The sequence below is a fragment of the Streptomyces sp. NBC_00569 genome (assembly GCF_036345255.1).
Taxonomy (GTDB): Bacteria; Actinomycetota; Actinomycetes; order Streptomycetales; family Streptomycetaceae; genus Streptomyces.
On the sequence record NZ_CP107783.1, the window covers coordinates 3352257 to 3365161 of the forward strand.

The following is a 12905-nucleotide window of genomic DNA, read 5'->3' on the forward strand; positions in this document are numbered from 1 at the left end:
GCGGCGACCAGGCGTCATGACCCGGGGGTTAACCCCACCTGGGTGAGGGCGAGTTCGGCGTCGGACCCCCGTACCGACGCCGCCCTCTCCCTCACCAGGCGGAGCTCACAAACCCCTCACCCGGTGGAGCTCAGGAGCCCACACACCCGGCGGAGCTCGAAGGCCCCGGACCAGGCGGACGCGGCCGCGATCGCCGCGTCGGCTCGCACACCCTTCACCCGGCCCGAGCTCGAAGTTCCCTCACCGGGGGCTCAGAAACCTCCCCGACCAGGGGCTCAAAAATCTCCCGCCCGGGCGGAGTTCAGAAGTCCCCGAGCCCGAGGTCCTCGGTCTCCTCACCCTCTTGCTCCAGGGCCTGGCGGACCACCCTGAGCGCCATGCCCTCCGGGTATCCCTTGCGGGCGAGCATGCCCGCAAGGCGGCGCAGGCGCTTGTCGCGGTCGAGGCCGCGTGTGGAGCGAAGCTTGCGGGCCACGAGCTCGCGGGCGGTCTCCTCCTCCTGCTCGGAGTCGAGCTGCCCGACGGCCTCGTCGATCACCGCCGAGTCCACCCCCTTGGTCCGCAGCTCCCGGGCGAGCGCCCGCCGGGCCAGCCCCCGGCCGTGATGGCGCGACTCCACCCAGGCGTCCGCGAAGGCGCCGTCGTTGATCAGACCGACCTCCTCGAAGCGGGACAGCACTTCCTGCGCCACCTCATCGGGGATGTCCCGCTTCGCCAGCGCGTCGGCGAGCTGCTTACGCGTGCGCGGTTGCCCGGTGAGCAGGCGCAGGCAGATGCCGCGCGCCCGCTCCGCCGGGTCCGCGGGCGGCTCCCCCTTCTCGGCCCTCGACGAGGACGGAGAGCCGCTGTCCTGTTGCCCTCCGGCCGCTTCGCCGAAGCCGCCGCGCCGCCGACGGCCACGGCTGCGCCCGCCGCCACGGGCACCGCCACCGCCCCGTGCCCCGTCGCCGTCACTCGGTTCGTCGCCGTCACGCGGCGCCCCGTGCCCGTCCGGGTCACCCGGGCCCCCGTCGCCCAAGTCCGTCGGGGAGGCGGGGTAGGCGTGATCGGCCCAGTCGGTTCGTCGCGTCACGGACTAGCTCTTGGCCGCCGCGGCCTTGGACTTGGTGGCCTTGCTCGCGGGCGCGGGCACCGTCTTGGCCGCGTCCTCGGCGGGGGTGGCACCCGCCGCGTCGGCACCGGGCTCGGCCGTGGGCGTCTCCGGCTTCACACCGACGCCCAGCTTCTCCTTGATCTTCTTCTCGATCTCGTTGGCCAGATCGGGGTTGTCCTTCAGGAAGTTGCGCGCGTTCTCCTTGCCCTGGCCGAGCTGGTCGCCCTCGTACGTGTACCAGGCGCCGGCCTTGCGCACGAAGCCGTTCTCCACGCCCATGTCGATCAGGCCGCCCTCGCGGCTGATGCCCTGGCCGTAGAGGATGTCGAACTCGGCCTGCTTGAAGGGCGGCGCGACCTTGTTCTTGACGACCTTGACGCGCGTGCGGTTACCGACCGCGTCGGTGCCGTCCTTCAGCGTCTCGATACGGCGGATGTCGAGCCGTACCGAGGCGTAGAACTTCAGCGCACGGCCACCGGTCGTCGTCTCCGGCGAGCCGAACATGACGCCGATCTTCTCGCGCAGCTGGTTGATGAAGATCGCGGTGGTCTTCGACTGGTTGAGCGCGCTGGTGATCTTCCGGAGTGCCTGGCTCATCAGACGGGCCTGCAGACCCACGTGCGAGTCACCCATCTCGCCCTCGATCTCCGCGCGCGGCACCAGGGCGGCGACGGAGTCGATGACGATCAGGTCGAGCGCGCCGGAGCGGACCAGCATGTCGACGATCTCGAGCGCCTGCTCACCGTTGTCCGGCTGGGACAGGATGAGGTTGTCGATGTCGACGCCGAGCTTCTTCGCGTACTCCGGGTCGAGGGCGTGCTCGGCGTCCACGAACGCCACGGCGCCACCGGCCCGCTGCGCGTTGGCCACGGCGTGCAGCGTCAGGGTCGTCTTACCGGAGGACTCCGGCCCGTACACCTCCACCACGCGGCCGCGCGGCAGGCCGCCGACGCCGAGGGCCACGTCGAGCGCGGTCGACCCGGTGGGGATGACCTCGATGGGCTCATTCGGCCGCTCGCCCATGCGCATCACTGCGCCCTTGCCGAATTGCCGTTCAATCTGTGCGAGCGCGGCGTCGAGCGCCTTCTCGCGGTCAGTTCCTGCCATGGGTTCCACCCGATTTGCTTGAGTCGATCGCTTCACGTCAAAGACGCTAACGCCTGCCACTGACAATCGGCCTCGACGCCCGTCCGCCTGTGGATAACTCGAGGCTCACAGCCCTGCCACTCTCACCGAAATCCCCGAAAACACTGGGGAGAGAGCCGCCGGACACTCCATAAGAATGGATGTTCGATTTTGGTGTCAAGCGCACCACGCGCACCACGCGCCCTGCGATGCGGGGCTCGTAGACTCTGGCGCTCCCCGAGGCGACTCCGGGGCTCCCCGAGGCCCGGAGGTCCGTGGATGCCCCGGCCCCTGCGCCACAGGACCGCGCTGTTGTCCGTCGTCCTCATCCTCTCTCTGACGGGGTGCGGACGGGATACGAGCGGCTCCGGGAAGGCCTCGCCCCCGCCCGCTCCGGCCTCGCCGTCCGCCGGTCTGCCGGAGGGGGAGAGCTGGCGCAGCGCGTACGTCAGCGAGTCCGACGACGCCGAGATCATGGACGTCGCCGCCGCCTCCGCCACCGACGGCTGGGCGATCGGTCGCGACAGAGCCCATGTGAGCACCGCCACCGAGAAGGCCGGCGGGTACTGGTGACCTACGGCTCCTTCTGAGAGCCCGGTCTCGACCGGCAGCCCCGCAGCCTGAAGCCCGGCCACCACCGGCCCCTCCCCTCCGGGGATACTCCCCCCGGCGTACGCGCGGTGCCTTCGGCCGGGGGACGACGGCACGGTCCCCGATCGCGAGGCTTGTGCCATGGAGAACGCGCAGAACCACCGCCCGGGGATCCCGCAGGAGGACCTGCTCCCGGAGCACCCGAGGGACCGCCGCCCGGTCCGGCGCCCCGGCGTCGTCGTCCCGCTCTCCTCCCTGGCGCTGCTCGCGTCATCGATCGTCGGCCAGATCGCGGCCGGCACCGACCACCCCGCCGTGCCGCCCGGCATCGTCGTCCCGGTGGTGGCCGCCGCCCTGCCGGTCTGGCGGCCGAACGGCTGGACCGCCGGGCTCGCCCTGGCCGTCGGCGGGTTCATCGGCGTCGGCGCCGTGGTCGCTCCCGACACCGGCGACCACCTCTCCTCGGGCGACTCGCTCCTCATCTCGTCCGCGCCGGCCGAGTTCCTCGCCTTCGCTGTCATGGTCGTGGCCGGTGCCTTGTCCGTGTTCCGGTTCGGCCGCACCAAGGAGGTGCGCGTCTGATGTCCTCGCCCACCACAGCGACTCCCCTGCCGGGCCCCGCACGCCCGGCCCTGACCGGCGCGGTACGTGACCTGTGGCGCGCCGCCCGCCCCTCCGAGCGCCTCTGCTACGCCACCGGCGCGATCCTGGCCCTCTCCGGCCTCGCCCATCTGCTGGTCTTCGCGGTCGACGGAGGGCCGTGGGACGGACCTGTCTCGTGGCGCAAGCCGGTCACGTTCGGCGTCTCCTTCGGTCTGACGCTGATCGCCCTCACCTGGGTGACGTCGTATCTACGGATCGGCGCCCGCACCAGGAACGTCCTGCTCGTGGTGTTCGCCGCCGACTGTGTCCTGGAGGTCGGCGGGATCACTCTCCAGGCATGGCGGCGGGTGCCTTCGCATCTCAACATGGAGTCCGGCTTCGACACCGCCGTGTCCATGTCCCTCGCGGTGGGCGGCGGGATCCTGGTCGTGCTGCTCTCCGTGTTCGCGGCCGCCTCGTTCCGGCACCGGCCGTCGGGGCCCACGGGAATGCCGCTCGCACTGCGGTCCGGGTTCGCGATGCTGCTCGTCGCGCTGGCGTCCGGCGCCGCGATGATCGCGCGCGGGGTGGTCCTCACCAAGACCGGCCACCAGGACGCGGCCTATCACTCGACCGCGCCCCTCAAGCCGCTGCACGGCGTCAGCCTGCACGCCGTACTCGTCCTGCCCGCGCTGGCCTGGCTGGTCTCCCGTACGGCATGGAACGAGACGACCAGGAACGGCGTGATGCGCGGTGCGGTCGCCTGCTATGCGGCCGCCGTCGCCGCCGCCGGGATCTGGGCGGCGATCACCTACTGAGCGCGCTCTGCCGGCAGCTGTCTACCGCGAGTCGTCCCGCGAATCGTCCGGCTTGCGCAGGACGGCCCGCAGGCGCGCGAGGAGGGACGCACCGGATCTGGTGCGGTGGCCGTGCACCCGCGGGTCGTCCGTGACGTCGTAACGCCTCACATAAGCCCCGAGGAAGGCCTGCAGCGTCGCCACCGCGGGGATGGCGATCAGCGCGCCGACCGCGCCGAGGAGCGCCGTGCCCGCGATGACGGAGCCGAAGGCGACCGCCGGGTGGATGTCCACGGTCTTCGCCGTCAGCTTGGGCTGGAGCACATAGTTCTCGAACTGCTGGTAGACGACCACGAAGATCAGCACCCACAGCGCGTACCAGGGGTCGACCGTGAAGGCGATCAGCATCGGCAGGGCGCCCGCCAGATACGTGCCGATGGTCGGGATGAACTGGGACACCAGGCCGACCCAGACGGCGAGCACGGGCGCGTAGGGCACGCCCAGGGCCTCGAGCAGGATGTAGTGCGCGATCCCGGAGATCAGTGCCATCAGGCCGCGCGAGTAGAGATAGCCGCCGGTCTTGTCGACCGCGATCTCCCAGGCGCGCAGCACTTCCGCCTGCTTGGCGGGCGGCAGCACCGAGCACAGCGCGCGCCGGAGCCGGGGGCCGTCGGCGGCGAAGTAGAACGAGAAGAGCAGTATCGTCAGCAGCCGGAACAGGCCTCCGAGGACCTGCCCCGACACGTCGAGGACGCCGCTCGCGCTGTTCTGGACGTACTTCTGGAGCCAGTCGGAGTGGATCAGGCTGTCCTGGACGGCGACCCTGTTCAGGTCCGTGTGGAACGTCTGGTTGATCCAGTTGATCACCGAGTCGAGGTAGTCGGGAAAGTCCTCGACCATGCTGACGATCTGGCCCGCGAGCATCGAGCCGAGCAGGACCACGAAACCCGCGCCGGCGATCGTGACGCCCAGGAAGACGACCCCGGTGGCCATCCCCCGGCGCATGCCGCGCCCGGCCATCCAGCTGACGGCAGGCTCCACGGCGAGCGCCAGGAAGAACGCGATCAACACGTTGATCAACAACCCGGTGAGCTGGTGGAACGCCCAACTGCCCAGCTGGAAACAGGCGATGAGGGCCAAGGCGAGCACCATGGCGCGCGGCAGCCAGCCCGGCATCCGCGCACGCGCACTCGCGGCCCCGCCCCCAGAGGGCGTCCGGCCGGGCGGAGAGGCGTCGGATGCCGCCTGCAAAGTCTCGTCTATGGGTGCCACGGAGCCAGTCTCGCCCACGCCACCGACAACCGGTCACCAACCCCGCTCGTTCGAGCAGGTCAGCGGTCCTCCGACGGAACATTCATCGTGCCGCACACCGCACGCCACACGTCCTTCGCCTCCCAGCCGGCGTCGAGCGCCTCGTGCACGGTGCGCCCACCGAGTTCCGTCATCACATGATCGCGCGCGAATGTGTCGGCGTAGCCAGGACCGAAGTGATCCGCCATCCGCTGCCAGAAGACCGTCAACCGCATGACACCAGTATCCCGCCCCTGAGAGTGCAGCCCGGCACGGAAGGCTCACCGAGAACGCTTTCCGTCCTACGGTCGGTGCATGGCCGAAAACGGAGCATCCCCACTCCCTCAGACCAGCTCGGCGCCCTCCCCGCTCTCCCGTGCCGAGCACTTCGTCTGGCTGACCGCGCGCGTGCTGGAACAGCGACGCTTCGCCTACCACTTCCTCGGCGCGGGCCGGGCGGGCGCAGACGCCGTCGAGACCGCCCTCTCCGCCTACCGCAACGAGGACGAGGGCTACGGCCACGCCCTCGAACCCGATCTCCGCGGCCCGGTGAGCCAGCCCCTGCACACCGGGCAGGCGCTGCGTGTCCTCGACTCGATCGGCCGCTGCAGCGGCCAGCGGGTGGAGCGCGTGTGCCGCTACCTGACGTCGGTGTCGACCGCCGAGGGTGCTCTCCCGGCGATCCATCCCAGCCAGCGTGGCTACCCGTGCGCGCCCTTCGTGCCGGTGGTGGACGACCCGCCGAGCGAGTTGCTCGCCACGGGCCCCGTGGTCGGCCTGCTGCACCGCAACCAGGTGTGGCACGCGTGGCTGTTCCGGGCGACCGACTTCTGCTGGGCAGCGGTCGAGTCCCTGAAGAAGTCCCATCCCTACGAGATCGAGGCGGCCGTGGCCTTCCTGGACGGCGCCCCCGACCGCCCGCGCGCGGAGGCGGCCGCCGACCGGCTCGGCCGGCTGGTGCGCGAGCAGCGGCTTGCGCTGCTCGATCCCGGGCAGCCGGAGGCGTACCCCGTAGCGCCCGGGTACGCGCCGGGTGAGCATCACCTTCCGCACGACTACGCGAAGGCTCCGGAGTCGCTGGCGCGCGCGTGGTTCACGGATGAGGAGATGGCGCGCTCGCTGAACTTCCTCGCGGGCGAGCAGCAGGACGACGGCGGGTGGCCGATCCGCTGGCGCCAGTGGGCTCCGGCGGTCGCACTGGAGGCGCGACCCGTGGTGACGGTCGAGGCGCTGCACACGCTGCGGGCCTACGGGCGGCCGATCGCCTGACGCCTTCTTGGGTGGCTCCTCAGGAGGCGTCGACCGCGTCCCTCAGTAGAAGCGCGGCGATGGCGAGTGCCGTCCCGCGCGGAGCCGACAGGTCGATGCCCGTCTGCTCGCCGATGCGGGCGAGCCGGTTGTCGACCGTGTTGGGGTGCAGGCCGAGCGCGGCGGCTGTCGCCCTGCGGTCCTGTTGGTGGGCGAGATGGGTGCGCAGGGTCTCCAGGAGTTCCGGCCTGCCGGCCACGGGGTCCAGGAGGGCCGCTATCCGGTGGCTCGTCTCGCTGGGGCGGGACAGGTGGTACTCCAGGAGCACGTCGTCCAGGCGGTGCAGCCCGGGCGGGATGCCGCACGCGCGCGTGATGCGCAGGATCTCGGTGGCGGTGCGGGCCGCCGCGGTCACCTCCTCGGGGCCGGCCGCCTGCACGGCGGCCACCCGGACCTCGAACCCGCCCGCCTTGGCGAGACGGCCGGCCAGATCGTCCGGGGCCGGGCAGTCCTTGGGCACGATGACCCGCCCCCCGTCGGCCTCCAGGAGCGCGAGCACCTCCACTCCGAAGGTGTGGTCCAGGGAGGTCTGCAGCCGCCGCAGCCTGCGCCGCACGGCGACCGGTCCCTCGGCGGGATCCGCGTCGAGGGCGAGGGCCAGTACGAGAGCGGGCCCTTCGAGGCCGAGCTGCTCCAGGAGGACGTGCCCGGGCGGGACCATCCCGTCGAGCAGGCCGCGCACCAGGGAGCGGACCTGGGCCCGCTGCTCGGCCTCCAGGGCGGAGCGCTCGTCGAGATACGTCTCGGCCACGGCGCCCACGATCCCCGGGTGCGACTGCAGCAGTACGTCGACGAGCTCGACGAGCGCGCCTTCCTCTCCGGGGCCCGCGACGTCGCGCAAGGCCTGCCACAGGGCGTACAGGCCATGCGCGTAGCTGCGCAGGAGGAGATGCAGCGGCATGCCCTCCTCGGCCCGCTGAGCGGCGCGCTCGCGGAACAGCCGGTTGCTGCCGGGCTGTACCAGGTCCGGCTCGCTGACACGTCGCAGGAAGAGCCGTACACCGTGTCGGACGGTCGCGGCGACCTCCAAGTCCTTCACGTCATCGGGGAGTTCGGCGTACCCGGGCAGTTCCTCGAACGCCTCGCGAGCCATGCGGCGGGCGAGTTCGTTGACTCTCGGTTCGCAGCGCGCGGCCAGGGAGCGGGCTTCGGGTGACAGGGCCACTGTTCCTCCATTCCCCCATGGACATGGACGGGCACTGCGTTTGTGACGCGTCACATTACCCACGGGCGGGACGTGTGACGCGAGGCGGTGTTCGATCTCACATCAGGGGCCGAAACTCGTGGCCGGTGGCGATCGACCGCACTGCACACGAGGAGCCGAGTACATGACCGGACACAAAGAGCAGGACCACGCCCAGCACTCCGCGCACGGCTCGTACGGCGACTACATCGACCGGGTCTGGCAGGGCACCGAGACGCTGCTGCCTCATCTGACGGGCACGTACTCGGGGGGTGAACTGGTGCGCCTGCGTGACCGGGTGGGCTTCTTTCCCGCGTTCGCCAACGTGGCCGCCTTCGACACGGGCGACGGCGTGGTCCTCGTCGACTCGGGCGACTTCCGTACGGCGGCCCGACTGCACGAGGCGGTTTCCGGGTTCGGTGCGGGACCGGTGCGCTCCGTGGTGTACACGCACGGTCACGTGGACCACGTCTTCGGAGTGGCGCCCTTCGATCAGGAGGCCGACAACAGCGGCGGCCCGCGTCCCGAGGTGATCGCCCACGAAGCCGTCCCCGCGCGGTTCGACCGCTACATCAGGACGGCGGGTTACAACTCCTGGATCAATCGCCGGCAGTTCGGAGTGCCCTCCCTGGAGTGGCCCACCACGTACCGCTATCCGGACGTCGTCTACAGGGACCGTCTGACCGTGCGGCGCGGGGAGCTGACGTTCGAGCTCGTGCACGCGCGCGGGGAGACCGACGACCACACCTACGTCTGGATCCCCGAACTCCGGACGCTGTGCACGGGCGACCTGTTCATCTGGAACACGCCGAACGCGGGCAACCCTCAGAAGGTGCAGCGCTATCCGGAGGACTGGGCGCGCGCCCTGCGTGCCATGCAGGAACTCGGCGCCGAACTCCTGCTGCCTGGACACGGCGTTCCCGTCGTCGGCTCCCGCCGCGTGCACCAGGCCCTCGACGACACCGCGCGCCTCCTGGAGTCGCTGTGCGAGCAGACCAGGGAGCTGATGAACGCGGGCCACCGCCTCGACGCGGTCATCCACGGCGTGAAGGTCCCCGAGGAGCTGCTGGCGAAGCCGTACCTCCACCCGGCCTACGACGAGCCGGAGTTCGTCGTACGCAACCTGTGGCGCCTGTGGGGCGGCTGGTACGACCAGAACCCCGCGCACCTCAAGCCCGCCCCGGAGGCGGACGTCGCGGCCGAGTTCGCACGCGCCGCGGGCGGGGCGTCCGCGCTGGCGCTCCGCGCCTCCGAACTGCTCGCCGTCGGAGAACTGCGCCTCGCCTCGCATCTGGCGGAGACCGCGGCCCTCGCGGCGCCCGCCGATCAGGAGGTGGCACGCGTGCGTGCCGATGTGTTCGCACGACGTGCCCTCCAGGAGACGTCGACCATGGCACGCGGTGTCTTCCACTGGGCAGCGGCCGAATCGGCCGCCGTGGCCGCCGGCACGGACGTGCAGACGGAGTTGACGCGCTCCCCGGAGGGACGCAGGCGGGCCGAAGGGGCGATCAGCGTCGGTGTGGTCGACGACGAAGACGGCTGCTGCTGATGAGCCGGGCGTGGCGCACCACGTGGCTGCTGCTCGCCTTCATGCTCGTGAACTTCGCGGACAAGGCCGTGCTCGGGCTCGCGGGCCCGGAGATCAGGGCGGACTTCGGCATCACGCGGCAGGAGTTCGGCACGGCGCAGTCGGCGTTCTTCGCTCTGTTCTCGCTGGCCGCGCTCGTTGTCTCGGCCCTCACACGGCGCGTGCGGACGGCGACCCTCCTGCTGGTGCTCGCGCTGCTGTGGTCGGTGGCGCAACTGCCGATGCTGTGGGGAGCGGCGGGGTTCGGCACGCTACTGGCCACGCGTGTGCTCCTCGGGGCGGCGGAGGGGCCCGCCTCCCCCGTCGCCATGCACCACGTCCACGGCTGGTTCCCGCAGCGTGAGCGGGCCCTGCCCACCGCGGTTCTGCTGGTCGGCGCGGCGGCCGGAGTGGCCGTCGCCTCGCCGGTGCTCACCTGGGTGATCACACACTGGGGCTGGCGATGGTCGTTCGGTGTCGTCGGTCTGGCGGGCCTTCTGTGGGCCGTCTGCTGGCAGCTGTGGGGCGCGGACGGGCCGCTGGCCCCGCCGCTCACCCGGAAGCCGTCCGAGGCCGCAGAGCAGACGTCCACGACGGACACAGTGCCGTTGCGCGCGATCCTGCTCTCCGGCACGTTCCTGACCGCCGCGTTCGGCTCGTTCGCCGCCTACTGGTCGATGAGCACCATGCTGACCTGGGCACCCGACTACCTGGAGAGCGTCGTCGGCTGGAACCTTCACCAGGCAGGCACGATGGTCGGCCTGGGCGCCCTCGCCAACGGGGCGGTCATCCTCGGCCACGGCCTGATCGCCCAGCGCTCCGCCCGCAAGGGCACACATCGGCGCCTGCCCCCAGGTGCCGGTGCGGGTCTCCTCGTCACCGTCGCGGGCTGCGCCACCGCCGTGTACGGCACGACGGACTCCCTGGCGGTCAAGGTGCCCTTGATGCTCGGCCCCATGGCGCTCGCCATGGTGATGCTGACCGTGGCATGCACGGCCTGTGCCCGCATCGCTCCTCCGGCCCGACGCGGCGTCGTCCTCGGCACCTTGACCTTCGTCTACGCGCTGGGCGGCATCCTGTCGCCCCTCGTGCTCGGCGGCATGGTGGACCATGCCCGGACGGTGTCGGCCGGCTACGAAGAGGGCTGGCTGCTCACCGCCGGACTCCTGGTGACAGCGGGGATCCTGGCGACTCTCATCTGCCGCCCGGAGACAACGGCCCGGCGACTGGGCCTACCGGAACCCGCGACGGGGTCGGTGCCGCAGGTGCCGGTGGCGCACTGAGTTCGGGTCGCAGGTGTGCGCGGATTCCACGCGCGCGTGGGGGCTCATCCCGTGACGGCGCGCAGCCCGGCCGTGACCACGACGGCCGCCGCGACGACGACCAGGAACGGCGCGCGCAGAATCAGCGCGACCGCCGCCGCGGCCAGCCCGGCCGCCTTCGCGTCGAGAACGAGCGTGGTGCCGTCGGCGAAGGTCTGCTGGGCCGTGAGCGCGGCCAGCAGGGCCACGGGGAGCAGCGCCGCCAGCCGCCGGACCAGCGGCCGTTCCAGGGCGCCGGCGGGCACGAGGAGCCCGATGAGCTTGACGGCATAGCAGCCGACTGCGGTCACCGCGACGGCGATCCAGATGTTCATCGGCCCTCTCCCTGTCGGCCGTCGGCCTTCCGCGGGTCCTCTTGTGGGTTCTTTCCGGTCGTTCGCCGTGCCGCCCGGCGCCCCTCTGCGTAGAGCACGGCCGGCGCGGCGAGCGCGGCCACCAGGACCGGGACACCCGCCGGCAGGACAGGCAGCAGCCCGAGCCCGAGGATGACGGCGATACCGGCCACGGCGCGTTCCGTGGATGTCCGCAGCATCGGCGCGAGCAGCGCCAGGAAGACCGCGGGTCCGGCCGCGTCGAGCCCCCACGAGTCGGTGTTCCCGATGGCCTCCGCGCCGAGCGCCCCGAGCAGGGTCGTGAGGTTCCACAGCACGTACAGGGTCAGTCCCGTGACGGTGAAGCCGATACGGGCGCTGCGGCGCGTGGGCTGTGCGAGTGAGACGGCGGTGGTCTCGTCGATGACCCAGTGCGCTGCGAAGGGGCGCACCACGCGCGGGAGGGCGAGCAGCTGGGACAGGCGCAGCCCGTAGAACGAGTTGCGCACGCCGAGGAAGAAGGCGCCCGCAGCGGCGGTGAGCGGGTTGCCGCCGGCCGCGATCGCGCCCACAAGGGCGAACTGCGAGGCCCCGGTGAACACGAGCAGGCTGAGCGCGCAGGTCTGGAGGACGCTGAGGCCGCTGCCGGCCGAGGTCACGCCGAAGGCGAACCCGGAGAGTCCGACGGCGACACCGACACCGAGCGCGTCCCTGACGACGGCGGAATCGGCCTTCTCAGGCCTTCCGTCGCCAAGCCGCCCTCCTTGCCCGTCCCGTGCTGATCCGGCGCGTATCGCCGCGGATGTTGTCTGTTCTGCCACGCCTGTGACGGTACGAGGGAGCGCGCTGCCGGGTCTTGTACGTTCTTGCGCTCCCGCTGGTAGGCGCCGGGCGGTACGCCGACGATCCGCGTGAAGTGCCGGTTCAGGTGCGGCTGGTCCGTGAAGCCGACCGTCACGGCGGCGTCGGCCGGTGCCGTGCCGCCGTCCAGGAGGCGGCGGGCGGCCCGCACGCGCGCGTCGGTGAGCCAGGTGTGCGGCGGCATCCCGTACGCGTCCCTGAAGGCGCGCAGCAGGGCGAACGGGCTGGTGCCGAGTTCCGTGGCGAGGACCTCCAGCGACGGCGGATCCGCCATCCGCTCGGCGAGCACGGCACGTGCGCGTGCCGCGATCGCGGCGCCGGCGGACCGCATGGGGCGCGCGGTCATGGGCTGCCCGTGATCGCGCAGCAGCCGGGCGACCACGACGCGCAGCAGGCTGTCGGCGGCGAGCGCGTTGCCCTCCTCCGCCGCGCGGTGCACCTCGCGGATGAGGTGGGCCGCGTGCGGGTCGCCGACGATCGGCTCGGCGAACGCGGCCGTCCCACGGACCGACGTGGTCTCGCCGGCGATCTCCGCTATGACATCGGCCGACGGATAGAGCGTGTGGTACGCCCAGCCACCGGGCTCACCCGCCCGCGCGGTGTGCGCCACCTCGGGGTTGATCATGACGACGGTGCCGGGTCCCGCGTGCACCGTGCCGGTCGGCAGTCCCACGTCCTCGATGCCGCTGGTGACCGCGCCGAAGACGTACCCGTCATGGCTGTGACGGGGGAAGGTGTGGCGGACGTAGCGCGCCCGCAGCAGGTCGAGACCCGGCAGCTGTTCGTAGCGCCAGTGCCTGGCCCATTCCTTCGTTCCCGTCCCCGCCATGTGTTCCATTCTGCGCCACGAGCGAGCCGCGCCGCCCGGCGCCGGG

General features: G+C 71.6%; 13 protein-coding genes and 1 pseudogene. 6 read left to right on the plus strand and 8 right to left on the minus strand.

Annotation, left to right across the window (positions count from 1 at the left end; translation table 11 throughout):
- Window positions 1–301 precede the first annotated feature (301 nt).
- Together recX and recA are read right to left on the minus strand one after the other, a co-directional pair.
- Complete coding sequence (gene recX, locus OHO83_RS15025) at window positions 302–1072, minus strand: recombination regulator RecX (RefSeq protein WP_330279610.1); 771 nt, start codon at window positions 1070–1072, stop codon at window positions 302–304.
- A 3-nt stretch (window positions 1073–1075) separates the two neighbouring features.
- Entirely contained in the window at window positions 1076–2200 is a 1125-nt protein-coding gene (gene recA / locus OHO83_RS15030) for a recombinase RecA (RefSeq protein ID WP_266674837.1), read from the minus strand.
- Window positions 2201–2497: 297 nt separating this feature from the next.
- On the opposite strand from recA, the gene OHO83_RS15035 reads away from it, so the two are divergent.
- From OHO83_RS15035 to OHO83_RS15045, 3 genes are all read left to right on the plus strand, one after another.
- Window positions 2498–2791, plus strand: a complete 294-nt coding sequence (locus OHO83_RS15035) for a hypothetical protein (protein ID WP_330279611.1) — start codon at window positions 2498–2500, stop codon at window positions 2789–2791.
- 159 nt (window positions 2792–2950) lie between these two features.
- Window positions 2951–3391, plus strand: coding sequence for a hypothetical protein (locus OHO83_RS15040; protein WP_330279612.1), 441 nt, complete (start codon window positions 2951–2953; stop codon window positions 3389–3391).
- Entirely contained in the window at window positions 3391–4209 is an 819-nt protein-coding gene (locus OHO83_RS15045) for a hypothetical protein (protein ID WP_330279613.1), read from the plus strand. The genes OHO83_RS15040 and OHO83_RS15045 overlap by 1 nt, the downstream gene beginning before the upstream one ends.
- A gap of 21 nt (window positions 4210–4230) precedes the next feature.
- Here OHO83_RS15045 and OHO83_RS15050 read toward each other — a convergent pair whose 3' ends face one another.
- Together OHO83_RS15050 and OHO83_RS15055 are read right to left on the minus strand one after the other, a co-directional pair.
- Window positions 4231–5460, minus strand: a complete 1230-nt coding sequence (locus tag OHO83_RS15050; protein ID WP_329433831.1) for an AI-2E family transporter — start codon at window positions 5458–5460, stop codon at window positions 4231–4233.
- A gap of 59 nt (window positions 5461–5519) precedes the next feature.
- Window positions 5520–5714, minus strand: a complete 195-nt coding sequence (locus OHO83_RS15055) for a DUF3046 domain-containing protein (protein WP_266674832.1) — start codon at window positions 5712–5714, stop codon at window positions 5520–5522.
- A 79-nt stretch (window positions 5715–5793) separates the two neighbouring features.
- Between OHO83_RS15055 and OHO83_RS15060 the strand changes: the two genes are divergently transcribed.
- Complete coding sequence (locus OHO83_RS15060; RefSeq protein ID WP_330279614.1) at window positions 5794–6747, plus strand: hypothetical protein; 954 nt, start codon at window positions 5794–5796, stop codon at window positions 6745–6747.
- 19 nt (window positions 6748–6766) lie between these two features.
- Here OHO83_RS15060 and OHO83_RS15065 read toward each other — a convergent pair whose 3' ends face one another.
- Window positions 6767–7951 carry a PucR family transcriptional regulator gene (locus OHO83_RS15065; RefSeq protein WP_329433832.1) on the minus strand — a complete coding sequence of 395 codons (1185 nt, stop codon included), beginning with the start codon at window positions 7949–7951 and terminating at the stop codon, window positions 6767–6769.
- 163 nt (window positions 7952–8114) lie between these two features.
- Between OHO83_RS15065 and OHO83_RS15070 the strand changes: the two genes are divergently transcribed.
- Complete coding sequence (locus OHO83_RS15070; RefSeq protein WP_330279615.1) at window positions 8115–9518, plus strand: alkyl sulfatase dimerization domain-containing protein; 1404 nt, start codon at window positions 8115–8117, stop codon at window positions 9516–9518.
- A complete protein-coding gene (locus OHO83_RS15075) occupies window positions 9518–10819 on the plus strand; it encodes an MFS transporter (protein ID WP_330279616.1) in 1302 nt (433 codons plus the stop codon). Before OHO83_RS15070 ends, OHO83_RS15075 begins: the two co-directional genes overlap by 1 nt.
- 44 nt (window positions 10820–10863) lie before the next feature.
- Here OHO83_RS15075 and OHO83_RS15080 read toward each other — a convergent pair whose 3' ends face one another.
- The 3 genes and pseudogenes from OHO83_RS15080 to OHO83_RS15090 all read right to left on the minus strand — a co-directional run.
- Window positions 10864–11172: an AzlD domain-containing protein gene (locus tag OHO83_RS15080; protein ID WP_266674827.1), complete on the minus strand. Its 309-nt coding sequence runs from the start codon at window positions 11170–11172 to the stop codon at window positions 10864–10866.
- On the minus strand, window positions 11169–11963 hold the full coding sequence (locus OHO83_RS15085; protein WP_330280780.1) for an AzlC family ABC transporter permease: 795 nt from the start codon (window positions 11961–11963) through the stop codon (window positions 11169–11171). Before OHO83_RS15085 ends, OHO83_RS15080 begins: the two co-directional genes overlap by 4 nt.
- A gap of 140 nt (window positions 11964–12103) precedes the next feature.
- Window positions 12104–12868, minus strand: a pseudogene (locus tag OHO83_RS15090) (AraC family transcriptional regulator); the annotation flags it as partial.
- Between the last annotated feature and the right edge of the window lie 37 nt (window positions 12869–12905).